The sequence below is a fragment of the Streptomyces sp. SX-6 genome, assembly GCF_059089585.1.
This window is the reverse complement of the sequence record NZ_JBTHHU010000014.1, coordinates 119,673-137,289: the sequence shown is the minus strand read 5'-3', so window position 1 is coordinate 137,289 and position 17,617 is coordinate 119,673. Positions and strand designations below refer to the sequence as shown.

General features: G+C 71.6%; 14 protein-coding genes. 7 read left to right on the top strand and 7 right to left on the bottom strand.

Annotated elements, in window-relative coordinates:
* The first annotated feature begins 234 nt into the window (after window positions 1-234).
* A complete protein-coding gene (locus tag ACV530_RS19190; protein WP_494333800.1) occupies window positions 235-1,965 on the top strand; it encodes a M4 family metallopeptidase in 1,731 nt (576 codons plus the stop codon).
* 24 nt (window positions 1,966-1,989) lie between these two features.
* Here ACV530_RS19190 and ACV530_RS19185 read toward each other — a convergent pair whose 3' ends face one another.
* Window positions 1,990-4,080 carry a SpoIIE family protein phosphatase gene (locus tag ACV530_RS19185; RefSeq protein ID WP_494333748.1) on the bottom strand — a complete coding sequence of 697 codons (2,091 nt, stop codon included), beginning with the start codon at window positions 4,078-4,080 and terminating at the stop codon, window positions 1,990-1,992.
* Between the two features lie 233 nt (window positions 4,081-4,313).
* Between ACV530_RS19185 and ACV530_RS19180 the strand changes: the two genes are divergently transcribed.
* Window positions 4,314-5,804 (top strand): MFS transporter, encoded by a 1,491-nt coding sequence (locus tag ACV530_RS19180; RefSeq protein WP_494333747.1) that lies wholly within the window; start codon window positions 4,314-4,316, stop codon window positions 5,802-5,804.
* On the opposite strand, the gene ACV530_RS19175 is transcribed toward ACV530_RS19180, so the two are convergent.
* The 3 genes from ACV530_RS19175 to ACV530_RS19165 form a co-directional block, all read right to left on the bottom strand.
* Window positions 5,746-6,189 carry a large conductance mechanosensitive channel protein MscL gene (locus tag ACV530_RS19175; protein WP_494333746.1) on the bottom strand — a complete coding sequence of 148 codons (444 nt, stop codon included), beginning with the start codon at window positions 6,187-6,189 and terminating at the stop codon, window positions 5,746-5,748. The two genes, ACV530_RS19180 and ACV530_RS19175, sit on opposite strands and share 59 nt — an antisense overlap.
* 112 nt (window positions 6,190-6,301) lie before the next feature.
* Window positions 6,302-7,360 (bottom strand): hypothetical protein, encoded by a 1,059-nt coding sequence (locus ACV530_RS19170; RefSeq protein ID WP_494333745.1) that lies wholly within the window; start codon window positions 7,358-7,360, stop codon window positions 6,302-6,304.
* 275 nt (window positions 7,361-7,635) lie between these two features.
* Window positions 7,636-8,199 (bottom strand): hypothetical protein, encoded by a 564-nt coding sequence (locus tag ACV530_RS19165; RefSeq protein WP_494333744.1) that lies wholly within the window; start codon window positions 8,197-8,199, stop codon window positions 7,636-7,638.
* Between the two features lie 203 nt (window positions 8,200-8,402).
* On the opposite strand from ACV530_RS19165, the gene ACV530_RS19160 reads away from it, so the two are divergent.
* Both ACV530_RS19160 and ACV530_RS19155 read left to right on the top strand, forming a co-directional pair.
* On the top strand, window positions 8,403-9,635 hold the full coding sequence (locus tag ACV530_RS19160) for a mannosyltransferase family protein (RefSeq protein ID WP_494333743.1): 1,233 nt from the start codon (window positions 8,403-8,405) through the stop codon (window positions 9,633-9,635).
* Window positions 9,636-9,707: 72 nt separating this feature from the next.
* The gene (locus tag ACV530_RS19155) at window positions 9,708-10,376 is read left to right on the top strand and encodes a TetR/AcrR family transcriptional regulator C-terminal domain-containing protein (protein WP_494333742.1); all 669 of its coding nucleotides are present in this window, start codon (window positions 9,708-9,710) and stop codon (window positions 10,374-10,376) included.
* A 158-nt stretch (window positions 10,377-10,534) separates the two neighbouring features.
* Here the strand turns inward: ACV530_RS19155 and ACV530_RS19150 are convergent, their stop codons facing one another.
* On the bottom strand, window positions 10,535-11,428 hold the full coding sequence (locus ACV530_RS19150; protein WP_494333741.1) for a helix-turn-helix transcriptional regulator: 894 nt from the start codon (window positions 11,426-11,428) through the stop codon (window positions 10,535-10,537).
* A 129-nt stretch (window positions 11,429-11,557) separates the two neighbouring features.
* Here ACV530_RS19150 and ACV530_RS19145 point away from each other — a divergent pair, with 129 nt between their 5' ends.
* The gene (locus ACV530_RS19145; RefSeq protein WP_494333740.1) at window positions 11,558-12,613 is read left to right on the top strand and encodes an NAD(P)-dependent alcohol dehydrogenase; all 1,056 of its coding nucleotides are present in this window, start codon (window positions 11,558-11,560) and stop codon (window positions 12,611-12,613) included.
* Window positions 12,614-12,688: 75 nt separating this feature from the next.
* Here the strand turns inward: ACV530_RS19145 and ACV530_RS19140 are convergent, their stop codons facing one another.
* Window positions 12,689-13,762, bottom strand: coding sequence for a S1 family peptidase (locus tag ACV530_RS19140; protein ID WP_494333739.1), 1,074 nt, complete (start codon window positions 13,760-13,762; stop codon window positions 12,689-12,691).
* Between the two features lie 635 nt (window positions 13,763-14,397).
* Between ACV530_RS19140 and ACV530_RS19135 the strand changes: the two genes are divergently transcribed.
* Window positions 14,398-15,777 carry an FtsW/RodA/SpoVE family cell cycle protein gene (locus ACV530_RS19135; RefSeq protein ID WP_494333738.1) on the top strand — a complete coding sequence of 460 codons (1,380 nt, stop codon included), beginning with the start codon at window positions 14,398-14,400 and terminating at the stop codon, window positions 15,775-15,777.
* Between the two features lie 110 nt (window positions 15,778-15,887).
* Window positions 15,888-16,697 carry a putative hydro-lyase gene (locus ACV530_RS19130; RefSeq protein ID WP_494333737.1) on the top strand — a complete coding sequence of 270 codons (810 nt, stop codon included), beginning with the start codon at window positions 15,888-15,890 and terminating at the stop codon, window positions 16,695-16,697.
* On the opposite strand, the gene ACV530_RS19125 is transcribed toward ACV530_RS19130, so the two are convergent.
* Window positions 16,698-17,600, bottom strand: a complete 903-nt coding sequence (locus tag ACV530_RS19125) for a LysR family transcriptional regulator (protein ID WP_494333736.1) — start codon at window positions 17,598-17,600, stop codon at window positions 16,698-16,700.
* Between the last annotated feature and the right edge of the window lie 17 nt (window positions 17,601-17,617).

Genomic DNA, 17,617 nt, shown 5'->3' with positions numbered 1-17,617 from the left:
GTTCACTCTCCGCTGGATTCAGGTCAAGAGTTGATCAACCGCGGTTAACAGCGTGTAACACGTCTTTGCATGACCATGCCAACGCATGCATTGTCTGCGCGGGACCACGGGGTCCCGCGGTGCACGAGTGACAGCACCGCCCTTACGACCAAAGGGCGCTGAACAGTGCGTACATCCCCCACACCCTCCAGACGAATACTCACCATCGCCCTCGCGGTGGCTGCCGCGGCGACGATGACCGGCGCGGCCACGGCGGCCACGGCATCTCCGGCCACGCACACGGCCGCCTCGGCCGTGGCCCGGGCCGCCGGTGCGGACGTGGTGAAGGCGGCCCGTTCCGCCGCCTTCGCCCACGCCGGGCAGACCGGTGTCGGCAAGCAGGACACCCTGACGGCCAAGGACGCGCTCGTCGACCCCGAGGGCAAGCAGCACGTCCGCTTCGAGCGGGCGTACAAGGGTGTTCCGGTCATCGGCGGCGACCTGATCATTCATCTCGACTCCCACCACCGCTACATCGGCGTCACCAGGGCGGCCCACCACCAGCTGTCCGTTCCCACGGTCCAGCCGAAGTTGACGCAGCGTCAGGCGGCCGCGAAGGCAGCCGCGTCGGTCAAGGGCACCGCCAGGCACACCCAGTTGGTGGTCGACGCCACGAGCGGCAAGCCCGTGCTCGCCTTCCAGGTGACGGTCACCGGCGCCCTCAAGGCCGAGAAGGGCACCACGCGCACGGTGACCGTGGACGCCGTCTCGGGCAAGGTGCTGAGCAGCACCCCGAACAACGACGCGTTCATCTCGCCGCAGCTCAAGTCCCGGCTGAAGGCGCTGGGCCAGACCGCCACCCCGGGTGCGGGCACCTCCAAGTCGCCCCGGAAGACGCGCGATTCACTGGCGACGGACTTCCCCGCGCAGGCGGCCGGCACCGGTTCCGCGATCTTCGACGGCAGCGTCTCCCTCACCACCACCCAGACCGCGCAGGACTCCTTCACGCTCAAGGACCCGACCCGCGGCCAGTCCGAGACCAGGAACGCGGGCGGGCAGGAGCTCAGCAGCTTCGCGGGCGGCCAGGCCTTCACCAACAGCACCAACCGCTGGGGCGACGGCACCAGCTCCGACCCGAGCAGCGCCGCGGTGGACGCCCAGTACGGCATCACCAGCACGTACGACTTCTACAAGAACACCCTCGGCCGCGACGGCATCAAGAACGACGGTGTCGGCCCGAACGCGATGGTGCACTTCGGCAACGGTGTGGGCAACGCCTTCTGGTCCCCGGACTGCCACTGCATGCTCTACGGCGACGGTGACGGCCAGACGTTCAAGCAGCCCCTGGTGGCCCTGGACGTCACCGGCCACGAGCTCACCCACGGTGTGGTCGAGCAGACCGCCAACTTCCAGCCCACCCGGGTGGATTCATCGGGCAACCAGTTCGGCGAGGCGGGTTCGCTCAACGAGTCCTACGCCGACATCTTCGGCACCGCGGTCGAGTTCGCGACCAACAACCCGAACAACCCGCCGAACTACCTGATCGGCGAGAAGCTGGGCCTCGACCAGGGCTTCCTGCGCCGCCTGGACCAGCCGTCCCAGGACAAGCTGGAGGGCACGGTCGACTACTGGGACTCCGGTTCCTACGACCGTGAGGTGCACGCCGGCTCGGGCGTCTCCTCGCACGCCTTCTACCTGGTGGCCGAGGGCAGCGGCAGCAAGACCGTCAACGGTTTCTCCTACAACTCGCCCACCTACGACGGCTCGACGGTGACCGGCATCGGCCGGGACAAGGGCATCAAGATCTGGTACCGGGCGCTCACCAACTACCTGGTCTCGTCCTCCGACTTCCACGACGCCCGTACGGCCACGCTGCAGGCCGCCGCGGACATCTACGGCACGGACAGCACCGAGTACAAGACGGTCGACCAGGCCTGGGCGGCGGTCAACGTGACCGCCGGCAACGCGTCGAAGACCCGCAACTGACGCCGCCCGCTCGCCGCTCCGGCCTCAGGCCGGGGCGGTGAGCGGCTGCTCCGCCCAGATGGTCTTGCCGGCGGCCGTGAACCGGGTGCCCCACCGCCCGGTGAGCTGCGCGACCAGCAGCAGGCCCCGGCCTCCCTCGTCGAAGGCCCGGGCCCTGCGCATGCGCGGGGAGGTGCTGCTGCCGTCCGACACCTCGCAGATCAGGGAGCTGTCCCGGATCAGCCGCAGCCGGATGGGCGGTTCGCCGTGCCGGATGGCATTGGTGACCAGTTCGCTGACGACGAGCTCGGTGGTGAAGGACAGGTCCTCCAGCCCCCAGTCCTCGAGCCGCCGCACGACGCCCTTGCGGGCGTCGGCCACCGTGGCCGGATCGTCCGACAGATCCCAGCTGGCGACCTGCCACGGGGCCAGGGCACGGGTACGGGCCACGAGCAGCGCGATATCGTCGGCCGGCCGCCCGGGCAGCAGGGTCTCGATCACCTTGTCGCAGGTCTGCTCCAGCGAGGGGGCGGGGTGCGCCAGGGACTCGCGGAGCTTCTCCAGCCCCACGGCGACGTCGTGGCCGTGCCCCTCCACCAGGCCGTCGGTGTAAAGGGCGAGGAGGCTGCCCTCGGGCAGCTCCAACTCGAAGGATTCGAAGGGGAGTCCGCCCAGGCCGAGCGGCGGCCCACTGGGCAGCTCGAGGAACTCGGCCCTGCCGTCGGGGGTCACGAGCACGGGGGCCGGGTGGCCCGCGCGGGCGAGCGCACAGTGCCGGGACACCGGGTCGTACACCGCGTACAGGCACGCCGCGCCCATCTCGCGCGGCCCCGTCCGGCTGTCCCCCGTCTCCGAGTCCCCGTCCTGGGTCAGCTGGATGACGAGGTCGTCGAGGTGGGTGAGGAGTTCGTCCGGAGGCAGGTCGATGTCCGCGAGCGTACGCACGGCCGCGCGCAGCCTGCCCATGGTGGCGGACGCCTGCAGACCGTGGCCGACGACATCGCCGACGACCAGGGCGACGCGGGCACCGGAGAGCGGGATGACGTCGTACCAGTCGCCGCCGACGCCCGCCTGTGAACTGGCCGGAAGATAGCGGTAGCTGACCTCCACGGCCGCCTGCTGCGGCAGCCGGGCGGGCAGCAGGCTGCGCTGGAGGGTGAGGGCGACGGTGCGTTCGCGGGCGTAGCGGCGGGCGTTGTCGATGCACACCGCGGCCCGGGCGGCGATCTCCTCGGCGAGCAGCAGGTCGTGGTCCTCGAAGGACTCGCTCGCGCCGTACCGCACGAACATGACCAGGCCGACGGCGGTGTCGCGGGCGCTCAGCGGCACGACGATCATGGAGTGGACACCGCGCCCGCGGACGCTGCCGGGCAGCGCCGGGGTGCCGGCCACCCACTGGCGCACGCCCGGATCGCCGGACCGGAACAGGGTCGCCTCGTCGGCGGCGAGGGCGCGGGCGGGCGGGGACTGCGGCGGGTAGAAGTGGGTGTCCCCGGGGCCCACCGCGGCATCGGAGCAGTCGCCCGACACGGCCCGGTGGGCCGCGCGGCGCAGCGTGACGGCGCCCGTGGTCCCGGGCTGCGGCGGTTCGCCGTGGAGCACCGTCTCGAGCAGGTCCACACAGACGAAGTCGGCGAACCGGCCGACGGTGGACTCCGCCAGCTCGACGGCGGTGTGGTTGACGTCGAGCGTGCTGCCGATGCGGGCGCCCGTGTCGTTGACCAGGGCCAGCCGCTGCTGGGCGCGGTACTCCTCGGTGACGTCGAGGGCGGCGATGGTCACCCCCTGCGTGCGGCCCGCACTGTCCGTGATGGGGGTGAAGAAACTGGCCCACATGCGCTCGCGGCCGTCGCCGGGCGTGGCGAAGCGGCGGTCCGTCCGGATGGCCCGGCCGGTGCTCAGGACCTGCTCCATCAGCTTGGTGAACTCGTCGAACGGCGCGTAGGGCAGGAAGTCGGAGAGCCTTCGCCCCAGGATCTCGTCCACGGGGATGCCGGTGATGCGGAGCATCTCGTCATTGGCCCGCACCAGCCGGTTGTCACGGTCGTAGACCGAGATCGCGATCGGGAACTGGACGAATGCCCGTTCCTCGAGCACGCCCTCCCAGCGCGGTGCACCGGGGGTGTTGGTCTCCATGCGTTTCGCCCCGTTCTCCGTGCGCGGCTCGGTGGTTTTCCTCCCCCGCCCGCACCTTTCGGGCCTCCTTGATTCTTCCCGCCGGAATTGGCGACCAATCGTCCGTCCGGGTTTCCCGCACCCTCCACCGGTCGGTGGAGTACATGTCATCCGGTGCATCCACCGGTCGTCCGGTCCCGCGGCGGATCCGTGCTTCCTAGCGTGGGGATACGCCAACGCCTTTGGAGAAGCACGTGAGTTCTTATCGGAATTCCGGCGGGCGCCCGGTCCGGGTGATCGTGGCGATCTGCTGTCTGGCGGTGTTCATGGCCGGTCTCGATGCGACCGGTCTCAATGTGGCGCTGCCTGCCATTCAGCGGGATCTGCATGCCTCGGTCGCCGGGATGCAGTGGACCGTCGACGCCTACAACCTGCTGGTGGCGTCCCTGATGGTGCTCGCCGGTGCCACGGCGGACCGGATCGGGCGGCGGCGTGTGTTCCTGGCCGGGTTCCTGGTGTTCACGGCCGGTTCGGTGCTGTGCGGTCTCGCGTCCTCGGTGGACCTGCTGATCGCGTTCCGGGCGGTCCAGGCCGTGGGCGGCGCGATCCTCGGCCCGGTGTGCCTGTCGATCATCACGCACGCCGTGCCCGCCGAGCGGCGCCGGGCCCGTGCGATCGGCGCGTGGACCAGCGCGTGCGCCGTCGGGATGGCGGCGGGTCCGCTGATCGGGGGCCTGCTGGTGTCGGGGGCCGGGTGGCGTTCGGTGTTCTGGATCAACGTGCCGGTGGGGCTGGCCGCGGTGGTGCTCACCGCCCGGTACGTCCCCGAGTCGCGCGCGGAGGCGCCCCGCCGGTTCGACGTGCCGGGCCAGGTTCTGGTCGTCGCCCTGCTCGGCAGCCTGACCTACGCGATCATCGACGCCCCGCACCGCGGTCCGCTCGCGCTGCCGGTGCTGGCCTGCGGCCTCGTCGCACCGGCGGCCCTCGCCGCGCTGCTGGTGTACGAGCGCCGGCGCGCGCAGCCGCTGGTCGACCCGCGGTTCTTCCGCAGCGCCCCGTTCAGCGGCTCGGTGCTCATCTCCCTGGGCGCGTTCGCCGCGCTGGGCGGCTTTCTCTTCCTGAGCACGCTCGACCTGCAGAACGCCCGCGGGCTCTCCCCGCTGGCGGCCGGGATCCTGATGGCGCCGATGCCGGTGACGGCCGTGGTCTGCGCGCCGCTGTCGGGGTGGCTCGTCGGCCGTTGCGGGCCCCGGCTGCCGCTGCTGCTCGCGGGGGCGGCGCTCACCGCGAGCGGGCTGGTGTTCGCCCTGGGCGGCCCGGAGTGCCACGGCCCGCTGTTCGTCCTCGGGTACGTGTGCTTCGGCGCCGGGATCGGTCTGGCCGACGTCCCCGCCACCGGTCTCGCGGTCGCGGGGATGCCGCGGGGGCAGGCGGGTGTGGCGTCGGCCATCACCACGGCGAGCTGCCGGGTGGGGGTGGCGCTGGGGGTCGCGGTGGGCGGCGCGCTGCTGGTGGCGGGGCTGCCCGGCATCGCGCACCCGGCTCCGGCCGCGTTCGCGGACGCGGCCCGGCCGGTGTGGTGGGCCATCACCGGGTGCGGTGCCGTGGTGTTCCTGCTCGGCGCGCTGGTCACCGGCGCCTGGGGCCGGGACACCGCGCGGCGGGCCGCCGTGCGGATGGAGGGCATCAGGGACGGGGCGCGACGTCCGGCCGGGGCTGCTCGGTGCAGCAGTGCCGGCACTTGAGCGCGCCGGCCGGCAGGTCCTCGGACAGACAGGCCGGGCAGGTCTTGAGGGGGCCGGGCTCGGCGAAGACGGTCCTGCCGCGCCGGGCCTGGACGTGCTGGTAGGGCACGATGATGAAGAAGTAGACGACCGCCATGAAAATGAGGAAGTAGACGACCGCCGAGACGAAGGCCCCGATGTCGAGATAGGTGGCCTTGTTCCCGGCCCGGCCGAGCTGCCAGCCGAGGCCGAGCGAACGGCCGCCCTGGGCACGGGCGATGAGCGGATTGATGACGAAATCCGTGAATGCCTTGATGAGGGTGCTGAATGCCAGCGCGATGATCAGACCCACGGCGACGGTGATGAGGTCGCCGCGCATGAGGAAGTTCTTGAATCCCTTGAGCATGGCCGTTCCCGGTGCAGTGCTTTTCGGACGGGTCGCCAGCACGCTACCTTTCCCGGCCCCGGAAACGTTGGAGCCGCCCGGAAATTCCGGGCGGCTCCGACGGCGCTTTCCGCTATTTCCCGCCGCGGATCGCGAAGGGCAGCTGCTGGGACCAGACGGACTGGTCGCCGTTGCCCACCGACAGCCCGCTGTCTGCGTGCGTCACATCGCGGGGCGCGCCGGCCTCGACCGCCAGCCGCAGCCGGTAGGTGGCGGTGGCGCCGGGGGCGAGGGACCGCGCGCGCAGCACGGTGCCCATGCCCGGGTCGCAGCCGTTCGCCTGCAGCGGCACGGCGGCCCAGCCCCGGCCGGACCGGTACTCCTCGAGGCGCAGGTCCTTGGGCTTCAGGGCGTGGCTCTTGCTCTCGCCGTAGGCGAAGTAGGCGGCGTTCAGCGCGGGGTAGGCCCGGTCGGTGGTGTTCTTCACGGTGAGGGTGAAGTCGTGGGCGGAGCCGCCGCGCACCAGCGTGGTGCCGCGCCGCCAGCCGCTGACCGCGATCTCGGGCCGGGTGGCCGTGGCGCTGCGGGCCCGGTCGCGGTAGGTGTGGCCGTGGCCGTCCTTGACGGACGCGGTGACGGTGAGCCTGCCGGGGCGGTCGAGGTCCTGGATGCGCAGGGCCACGGTGTGGGGCTGCCGGGCGCTCGCGGCCGTCGTCAGCGGGAAGGTGAAGACGCCGTGGTGCGGCCAACTGGTGCTGCTCGGCACGGTTTTGAGGTCGGCCCAGCTGTGCGTCGCGGGCACGTAGCGCTGGATCGCCACGGAGTCGGTACTGAAGCCCCGGCTGCCGACGTCGAGGCGCACCGTGCCCTTGGTGACGGGGGTGCGCACGGTGACGCGTGCGGACGACCAGAGGCCGATGGGCAGCTGGGAGGCGACCGAGAAGGAGAGCTTCTGCCGGGCGTTCCCGACGGGCGCCACCGAGGGGGGCTCCTCCGACCGGTTCGCGGACGCCGCCTTCATGGCGCCGACGGCGCCGCAGCCCGGCTTCGCCGGCGCGGCAGCGGTGCCGGGCGCCGCCTGCGCCGGCCACGCCGCGCCCGCGAGCAGCAGTCCGGCCGTCAGCGCCACCGCGGTCCTCGCCGCGGTCTTCCGTACTCGTGACGATCGCTGCTGCGCGACTCTTCTTGTCATCAACTGCCCCCGCATTCGGGTCGTGTCCGCGTTCTGCGCGTTTCGGCTTCGGAGAGGGAGTTTCCCAGGTGAAGGTTGCGTCCTCAATCGCGGGGGACGGATTTCTGCTGAGGCTTCATCAGATGGGGCACCGCGAGGGCCGCCACGGCGAGCGCCGCCGCTCCGGGCACTGCTGACGGTATGTCCGATCCGGGGCGGTGTGCTGACGTCGCGGCTGCGGACCGGCCCGGCTGCTCGACGGCTTGGAGCCGCCGAGGGGCCGGGCCCCGGAGTGATCAGAGACCGAGCCGGCTCAGGGCCGTGGTCCAGTCGGTGACGATGGCGCTGCGGGCCGCGTCGAGCGTCACCCGGCCGTCGCAGACGGCGACCTTGAGCTTGTTCTCGACCTTGTCCTTGTCGTCGGCCGTCTGGTTGCCGTAGTGGGGCTGGGGCCACAGGTTCTTCGGGTCCCTGGGGGCGCCGCCCAGCTCGAGCGGGACGAAGTGGTCCTCTTCGTAGTCCGACAGGTTGGTGTCGCTGTAGCCGTACTCCGCGATCTGCTGCTGCTTCAGTCTGGTCGTGTAGCTGGCCGGCGGGCGGACGGTCTTGGTCCAGCCGGGCACGCAGATCGTGTCGTCGATGGTGTCCTGGGTGACATCGGGGTTGTAGGCGCCCGGCTGGCACGAGGGGTCGGGCAGCGGCAGGTAGGACTGGCTGCACTTGGCGGCGAGAGGGGCGGCGAGGGGGGCGGCGTGCGCCGTGGTGCCGGTCGCCGCCACCAGGCCGGCGGTGGCCAGCACGAGCGAAGCGGCCGTGGCGGTGGCACGGCGGCGCAGCGGGCGGAGGGAAGTCGGGGTCAAGGAGGACTCTCCCGTGTCGGGGCCCGGAGCCGATTCCGGGCATCATGAGCATGACACCACTTAACGCGGCGTTAATGGAGAGCAGTTTGATGAACAGATGGTGACCGGTGCGATTCTTTACCGCTGTTTGGGAAGTGCGTGGCGCCTGTGATGTGCTGTGACGTCCGATTCATTGATTCCGCATGCCGAGGGGGCGCCACCGCATGGCCCGTATACCGATACCGCAGCCATCGCAGGCAGAGCGCCCCTCGGGGACCGCCGCGGCATCGGACGGCCCTCCCTCCCTCCTCTCCCGTCTCCCCCGCTTCGGACTGGGCCCCGCCGACCGGGCGGTCCTGGGCGTGTACGCCCTGACGCGGCTGGGCGTACTGATCACCGCGTACTGCGCCGCCTGGATGTTCCCGGCCGACGCGGACGCCAAGCGTGCCCCCTCCTTCCTCTCGCTGTGGGACCGCTGGGACTGGGGCTTCTTCCGGCGCATAGCGATGCACGGCTACTTCGGCGGGGAGGGCGCCGCCGGGTCGGCCCGTCCCGACAACCGCGAGGCGTTCTTCCCCGGTCTCCCGGCGTTGCTGCGGGCCGTGCACACCGTGATCCCCAGCTGGAACCTGGCCGGTCTGCTCGTCTCGTTCGCCGCGGGGGCGGTGGCCGTGGTGGCGCTCGGCCGGATCGCCCGGCTGCACCTCCCCGACGCGGAGGCCGGACGGCGCGCGGCGCTGTTCCTGCTCGTGTCGCCCTGCGCGGTGTTCCTGGCCGCCGGCTACACCGAGGCGCTGTTCCTGGCGTTCGCCCTGCCCGCCTGGCTCGCCGCGAAGAAGGGCAACTGGCCGCTCGCGGCGGTGCTGGCCGCGGCGGCCACGTCCGTCAGGATCAGCGGCCTCTTCCTCGCCGCCGCGCTCGTGGTGCAGTTCCTCGTCGCGGACGGCGGGCACCGCCGGTGGCGCTCCGCGCCCTGGCTCGCGCTCCCGGGCCTGCCCGCGCTGGCCTACACCTGGTACCTCGCGGCGGGCACCGGCGACTGGATGGCGTGGCAGCACGCGCAGGAACGCGGCTGGTACCGGCAGTTCCACTGGCCGTGGGAGGCCTGGAGCAACACCTGGGACGGGGCCTTCACCCACTCCACGACCACGGGCTATGCCGCGATGTTCCAGGCGGAGCTCGTCGCCATGGTGGCCGGTGTGCTGCTGCTGGCCGTGCTCGTCCGGCAGCGCCGGTGGCCGGAGGCGGTGTACATCGGCCTGAGCCTGTGGGCACTCGGCACCTCCTACTGGTACATGTCCGTGCCCCGCGCCTCGTTGCTGTGGTGGCCGCTGTGGACCGGCCTCGCGGTGTGGAGCCTGCGCCGCCCCTGGCTGAGGACCGCGTACCTGTGCGTGGCCGTACCGCTGTCCGTCGCCCTGACCCTGGTCTTCCTCTCCGGCCGCTGGGCCGGGTGACCACCCGCCGCAACGCCCGCCGTGCGGTGCTAGGTTGTGCGCGACTTCAACCGAGGGGACGTGGGTGAGCACATGAACGAGGCGAAAGCGGAGCCCCGGCTGAGCCGCGGCGAGATCGTGCGCGCCTCGCTCGAGCTGCTGGCGGAGCACGGCTACGAGGCGTTCAGCATGCGCAGGCTGGCCACGGCGCTGGACGTCAAGAACCCCTCGCTCTACTGGCACGTCCGGCACAAGGAGGAGCTCTTCGACCTGATCGCGGACGCGATCGTGGGCGAGTGCCCCCTGCCGGAGACGCCGGAGACGGACGGCTCCGACGACTGGCAGGACCGCCTCGCACAGGTCGCGCGGGGGCTGCGCCGGGCGATGCTCGGCCACGCCGCCGCCGCACCGCTGCTCCCGGGCCGGCCCTTCCTCGGGCCCAACGGCCTGCGGCTCGCCGACCATGTGGTCGGCACGCTGCGCCGCGCGGGGTTCGACGACAGGACCGCGGCGTACGGCTACCTGCTGCTCCTCTACTACGTGATCGGCTTCGTCGGCCAGGAGACGGCCTTCGGCCCGGGCGAGAGCGGCGAGGAACGGCTGCGCACCATGCACGAGACGCTCGGCGGCCGCCTCGACGACACCCACCCGAACCTCGCCGCGATGCGCGACGCGCTCACCGGGCGCGGCCTGGAGGAACGTTTCGAACTGGGCCTGCGCGGCCTGCTCAAGGGCCTGGCGGACGAGCCGCGCGAGGCTTAGGGGGTGTCCGATGGGTCAGTGCGGGCCCCGCGGCGTCCGGTGCGGTGCATCGCAAGGCGGAGCATCGCCCTCGGACTGGGCGTCCGTGGGTGATGCGACAACGCGGCGAGGTGCCGTGCCGGGCGTCGCGGGGCCTGTGCTGACCCATCGGACACCCCCTAGCCGGGGGTCCGGGGGTTGTCCCCCGGGACGGCGCGGTACACCCGGGACGGGCTGGGCTCGAGCGTCCAACTGGCCAGTATCCGCAGGGACTCCGCGGACGGCGAGGCGGGCTCGGCGTGGTAGGTGACCAGGTGCTGGTCCTGGTCGGCGGGCATGTCCAGGGTCTCGCAGGCGAGGGTCAGCCGGCCCACCACGGGGTGGTGCAGCTCCTTGATGCCGTAGCACTTGTCCCGGACGTCGTGGGCGGCCCACAGGACCCGGAACTCCTCGCTCTTCATGGACAGTTCGCCGACCAGCGAGGCGAACACGGAGTCATCCGGATGGCATCCGGCCTGGGCCCGCAGCATCGCGACGATGTCGGCCGCCTTGCGCTCCCAGTCCGCGTACAACTCCCGGGTGGCCGGGTCGAGGAAGACCAGCCGGGCCATGTTGCGCTGCTGCGGGGGCAGGGCGGCGAAGTCGCCCAGCAGGGCACAGGCGAGCCGGTTCCAGGCGAGGATGTCCATGCGCCGGCCGAGGACGTACGCCGGGACGCTGTCCATGGCGTCGATCAGGTTCTGCACGGCCGGGCGGACCCGCTGCGGGCCGGCGGCCTCGCGCCGGGCACGGCGCACGGGCCGGACCAGCATGGCGAGGTGGTTCCGCTCGGCCTGGTCCAGGCGCAGGGCGTCGGCTATCGCGTCCAGCACGGCGGACGACACGTTCTGGCCCCGGCCCTGTTCGAGCCGCGTGTAGTAGGCGACGCTGACACCGGCGAGCTGCGCCAGCTCCTCGCGGCGCAGCCCGGGCACCCGGCGCCGGCCCCCGTGGGGCGCCAGGTTCACGTCCTCGGGCCGTAGCCGGGCGCGGCGGGAGCGGAGGAACTCGCTCAGTTCGGTGCGCTGGTCCATGCCCACCAGTATGCGGGCCCTCTTCGGAGGCTGTCCGGGGCGAAGGTGGTACTGCCAGTGGTAGGCACGGCGAGCGTAGGTTCAAGGGAGTTCTGGCTGCGTACCGTGCGGGCACGCATGATCGGTGGCATGACGCAGCACACCATGGTCGACGCTTACGCCGCACCCGCCCCGAAGGCTCCCCTGGAGAAGATCTCCATCCCCCGTCGCGCGCTCGGCGAGCACGACATCCTGATCGACATCAAGTACGCCGGCATCTGCCACTCCGACATCCACACCGTGCGCGGCGAGTGGGGCCACGAGACCTTCCCCATCGTTCCCGGCCACGAGATAGCGGGCATCGTCGCCGAGACCGGCCCCGGCGTCACCCGCTACGCCGTCGGCGACCGCGTCGGCGTCGGCTGCTTCGTCGACTCCTGCCGCGAGTGCGACAACTGCCGCGCCGGACTGCAGCAGTACTGCACCGGCGAGTCCGGCATGGTCGGCACCTACGCCGACACCGGGCGTGATGGGGAGTTCACCCAGGGCGGCTACTCCACGCGCATCGTCGTCGACGAGAACTACGCGCTGCGCATCCCCGAGAACATCCCGCTGGACGCCGCGGCCCCGCTGCTGTGCGCCGGCATCACCCTCTACTCCCCGCTCGCCCACTGGCAGGCCGGCCCCGGCAAGAAGGTCGCCGTCATCGGCCTCGGCGGGCTGGGTCACATGGGCGTGAAGATCGCCCACGCCATGGGCGCCGAGGTCACCGTGCTCAGCCAGTCCCTCCGCAAGAAGGACGACGGCCTGCGGCTCGGCGCGGACCACTACCACGCGACCTCCGACCCGGCCACCTTCGAGACGCTGGCGGGCACCTTCGACCTGATCCTCAACACCGTCTCGGCGGACCTGGACCTGAACGCCTACTTCGCCCTGCTGAAGACCGACGGCACCCTGGTCCAGCTCGGCGCCCCCGAGAACGCGCTGACCGTCGCCCCGCCCGTCCTCTTCCGCCAGCGGCGGTCCATGGCCGGATCGATGATCGGCGGCATCCCGGAGACCCAGGAGATGCTGGACTTCTGCGGCGAGCACGGCATCGCCTCGGAGATCGAGCTGGTGCGGGCCGACCAGATCAACGAGGCGTACGAGCGGGTGCTCGCCAGTGACGTGCGCTACCGCTTCGTCATCGACACCGCGACGATCTGACGCGGACGAGCCGACGCGAGCGGCCCCCGGACACACGGAAGGGTTGTCCGGGGGCCGCGTCTGTGCGGGGCGTTGCTAGGGGATGGTGGCTCCGAATGCCTGGAGGGCGCCGGTGATCGGCTGGAAGAAGGTTTCTCCACCGTTCGTGCAGTCGCCACTGCCGCCGGAGGTGATGCCGAGGGCGGCATCGTTGTCGAAGAGCGAACCGCCGCTGTCACCCGGTTCGGCACAGACCGTGGTGTCTATCATCCCGGTGACCGTGCCCTCTTGGTAGTTGACGGTGGCGTCGAGGCCGGTGACCTGTCCGCCGTGCACCTGGGTGGTGCTGCCGCTGCGCTGGACCTGCTCGCCGACGGTGGCGTCGGCGGCCCTGCTGATGTTCTGCAGGCTGCCGTTGTAGAGGTCCACCGCACTGGGGTGGTCGATGCCGGACGTGTAGCGCACCAGGGCGTAGTCGTGTCCCGGGAAGGTGGAGCTCTCGGTCTGGCCGATCTCGCTGCCGCCCTGGCTGTCGGACCAGGTGTTGGAGATGTTGCCGCAGTGGCCGGCCGTGATGAAGTACGGCTGCCCGCCCTTGGTGACGTTGAAGCCCAGCGAACAGCGCGCGGTGGGTGCCCAGATGGCGTCGCCGCCCGCGATGAACGGCCGGAGCTCGTTGGCCGTCCGCTTGACGGTGACCTTGTCGCCGAGGGACTTCACGACCTTGTTCAGCTGCGCCAGCTTCGCGCCGCGGACCGTGCTGTCGGCGGTGACGGAGACCTTGTTCGTCCTGGGGTCGACCGACCAGGCGGTGCCCGGGATGGTGGCCTTCGCGGCGAGTTCCCGTCTGGCCGAGGCGAGCTGTGCCGTCGAGTGCTGTACTATCCGGGGCTCGGCACCGGTCCTGCGCACCTTGTCCGCGGTCCGCTGGTCGAGGACGTTGACGACGAGCTTGTGCTGCTGCGCGTCGTAGTACGCACCGGCGGTGTCCTGCCCGAGCTTGCTGTCGATCGTGTGCGCGAGCTTCCCCGCCTGAGCCGATGTCAGGGTCGCCGGGTCCGGCCCGGGGCTCGCGTGGGCGCCCTGGACGCTGAGCGTGGTCGCCGCGAGGACCACGGCGCCCGCACCGGCCAGGGCCGCACGGCGCCTCGAATTCCGTACTGGTTTCACGGTGCCTCCTGCGATGGGGGGTGTGCCCGGTCCGCGGTCGGCGGCCGGGCCCGGAGGACGCGACGGCGGAACGCACCACCCGACAAGGCGTCGCGTTCATGCCAAATCGCCGGACGAGTATCCCGACCCGGCGCGGCGGCGCACAAGACCGCATCCCGCCGCTCAGAAGAAACCATCAAGAAATCGACACACCACCCGCCACGCCCGTTCGCAGCCGTAACGACGCGTCAACCTGCGCAGTGCACACGGAACTTCGGCACGCTACCAACGGCGGAGGTCCGCAGAGCGCACCGACGCGCAACCGCCGGGGGCAAAGACCGCGGGCAGTGGCCGGGCGCACTGGACGTAATGGCATAAATGGCCGGGACGGGCCCCCTGCCCCGAGGTGCCGGACCACCTGAGGTTACCGTCGGCGGACCCGCGCGACAGCGCCAGTGGGCAGCCCGACGGCAACGCGCCTTCCCGCTGCCTCTACAGTTGCGCGGGCGTGCAACCTTGTGCGGGGTTCTGGACTCCTACCAGGTGTGGGCCGGTGATCGCACGTCACCACGGCACACAGGCACAAGGGTTGCCGGACAACGGCTCGTACGAAAACCGAGGGATACATGGGCATGGGAGGAAGGGCTGCGGCCCGGATGGCACGGACGGACGTGGGGCGGGGCCGCAACGCCGAGCTGCTGATGCTGGGCTTCGCGGTCGCGCTCACGCTGTTCGGCTACGCCTCCGTGGGAATGGCCATCGACGGGAAGGTCCCGGGGGCACTGCTCGGCTACGCTCTCGGGCTGTCGGCGGTCGCAGGCCTGGCACACCTGGTGGTGCGCAAGTTCGCGCCGCACGCCGACCCCCTGATCCTGCCGCTGGCCATCGGCCTGAGCGGCCTCGGGCTGGTCCTGCTCCACCGGCTCGACATCTCGTACGCCGCCAGGTGGCACGCCGACCCCGTGGAGTCGGGCCAGCTGATGTGGAGCGCCATCGGCCTCACGGTCTGCCTCGGCATCGTGGTGCTCCTCAAGGACCACCGCCATCTGCAGCGCTACACCTACATCATGGTGTTCGGGGCCATGGTGCTGCTGATGGCTCCCGCCTTCTTCGGCCAGGACGCCTACGGCGCCAAGCGCTGGATCAAGCTGGGCGCGCTGTCGTTCCAGCCCGGAGAGTTCGTCAAGATCGGCATCGCGGTGTTCTTCGCGGGCTACCTGACGATGCACAAGGACGCGCTCGCGCTGGCCAGCCGCCGGGTGATGGGCTTCTATCTGCCGCGGGGGCGCCAGTTCGGGCCGATCGCCACCGTGTGGGTGCTGAGCCTGCTCGTGCTCATCTTCGAGCGTGACCTGGGCACCTCGCTGATCTTCTTCGGCCTGTTCGTGATCATGCTCTACGCCGCCACCGAACGTGCCAGCTGGGTGTTCTCGGGCGTGCTCATGTTCGTCGTCGGCGCGGCGGTGGTGGGCTCCATGGAACCGCACGTGAAGGGCCGCGTGTTCGCCTGGCTGCACCCGATGTCCTACTACGACGCGCACCCGCCCAAGGAGATCGTCTCCGACCAGGCCGCACAGGCGCTGTTCAGCTTCGGCAGCGGCGGCGTCATGGGCACCGGTCTCGGCCAGGGGCACTCCGAGCTCATCAAGTTCGCCGGGCGCAGCGACTTCATCCTGACGACGGTCGGCGAGGAGCTCGGGCTCGCCGGCATGATGGCCGTCTTCCTGGTCTACGCCCTGCTCATCGAGCGCGGCCTGCGGGCGGGGCTCGACGCCCGCGACTCCTTCGGCAAGCTGCTCGCCACGGGTCTGTCGAGCGCGCTGGCCCTCCAGGTCTTCGTGGTCGCCGGCGGTGTCACCGGCCTGATCCCGCTCACCGGCAAGGCCCTGCCCTTCCTCGCCTCCGGCGGTTCCTCGCAGGTCGCCACCTGGGTGCTCATCGGACTGCTGATCAAGATCAGCGACTCCGCGCGGCGGCCCGACCCGGGCCCGGCCCCGGGCACGGACGAGCAGGCCACCCAGCTGATAAGGCACTGAGCGGAGCGGAGGAGGCGGCTCCCCCTTGCGAGGGTTGTTCAACAATCCCTATTCTCGCGGGAGTTGAGAAGCCCCCTCCTCCGCTTTCCTCCACTCCTCGCGAGGTGCCCATGGGAACCATCGCACGTCCCGACACACCGCCCGCGTCCCTGGCTCCGGCCGAGGCGCGGGCGGTGTTCCGTTCCGGCGGGGCGGTGCGGCCCACCGCCGGCTGGTCCGAGGGCCGCACCCAGGCCAATCTGATGGCCGTGCCCGCCGACTGGGCCTACGACGTCCTGCTCTTCACCCAGCGCAACTCCCAGGCGTGCCCGGTCCTCGACGTCACGGAGCCCGGTGTGCCGGAGACCGTGCTCGCGCCCGGCGCCGACCTGCGCACCGATCTGCCCCGCTACCGCGTCTGGCGGGACGGGCGGCTGGTGGACGAGCCCACCGACGTCACCGGGCTGTGGCGGGACGACCTCGTCGCCTTCCTCATCGGGGCCAGCCTCACCTTCGAGAGCTCCCTCACCGAGGCGGGCGTCCCGCTGCGCCACCTCGAGCAGGGCCGCAACGTCTCGATGTACGTCACCGACCGGCCCTGCCGGCCGGCGGGGAGGCTGCACGGCCCGCTCGTCGTCTCCATGCGTCCCGTCCCGGCCGATCTCGTCGGCACCGTGCGGCAGCTGACCGCGCGCATGCCCGCCATGCACGGTGCGCCCGTGCACGCCGGGGACCCCGGTGAGCTGGGCATCGGGGACCTTGCCGCGCCCGACTTCGGCGATGCGGTGCAAGCTCACCCCGGTGACGTCCCCGTCTTCTGGGCGTGCGGCGTCACCCCGCAGGCCGCGCTCATGGCGTCGGCACCGCCGTTCGCCATCACCCACGCCCCGGGGCACCTGTTCATCACCGACGCCCGGGACACGGAGTACCGCATCCCGTGATCACGTGGTGATGCGCGGGCCGAGCTCCCGGGCGAGGGCCAGCGCCAGCGCCCGGAAGATCGCGACCTCGGGGTCGCGGTCGGCGGCCCGCACGGCGAGGTAGCTGCTCTCCCAGGGGGCGTCCAGCACCGGCACGAACACCGCGCCGGGCCACGCGTAGTAGCGGGCGAAGGACTTCAGCCCGGAGCCCGCCGCGCGCCCCGTGACCACGCCGGTGAGCACGTCCTGCGGCGTGAGCGCGTAGTCGGGGCTGCGGCGCCCGGTCTCGCTGCCGAAGTAGAGGTAGTCGCTGAAGACGCGGGGCGTGTGGTGCGGCACCCGGAAGAACGGCAGGTCGGCGATGTCGGCGAGGCGGACCCCGGTGTGGCGCGCGTCGGCGAGCGGCGAGCTCTCCGGGACCGCGACGATGCGCTGCTCGGTCGTCAGCACATCAGTGGTGATGCGCTCGTCGTCCGGGGCGGGCCGGACGAAGGCGACGTCGACCCGGTCCCCGGTCAGCGCGCTGACGTGCTCGGTGTAGTCGAGCTGGCGCACATCGACGGGAACCTCCGGGCGGGCGCGCCGGAAGGCGTTGATCGCGGCGGGGGTGAGCTCCGCCGAGCCGTGGCCCATGATGCCGACCCGCAGCGGCCGTACGGCGGCGGGCCGTGCCGCCGCCTCCGCCACGTCGTCCATCGCCGCGTTCGCGGCGGCGAGCAGCGTGCGGGCGTGGCCGGCCAGCCGTTCCCCGGCGGGGGTCGGGGCGACCGGGCTGCGGTGGAGCAGGCGGGTGCCCAGCTCGTTCTCCAGCCGCCGTACGTGCTGGGTGACGGCGGGCGGGGAGAGGAACAGCCGCGCGGCGGCCCGGCCGAAGTGCCCCTCCTCGACCACCGCGAGGAAGGACGACAGCAGGCGGAGATCCATGACGGCCACCCTAGGCC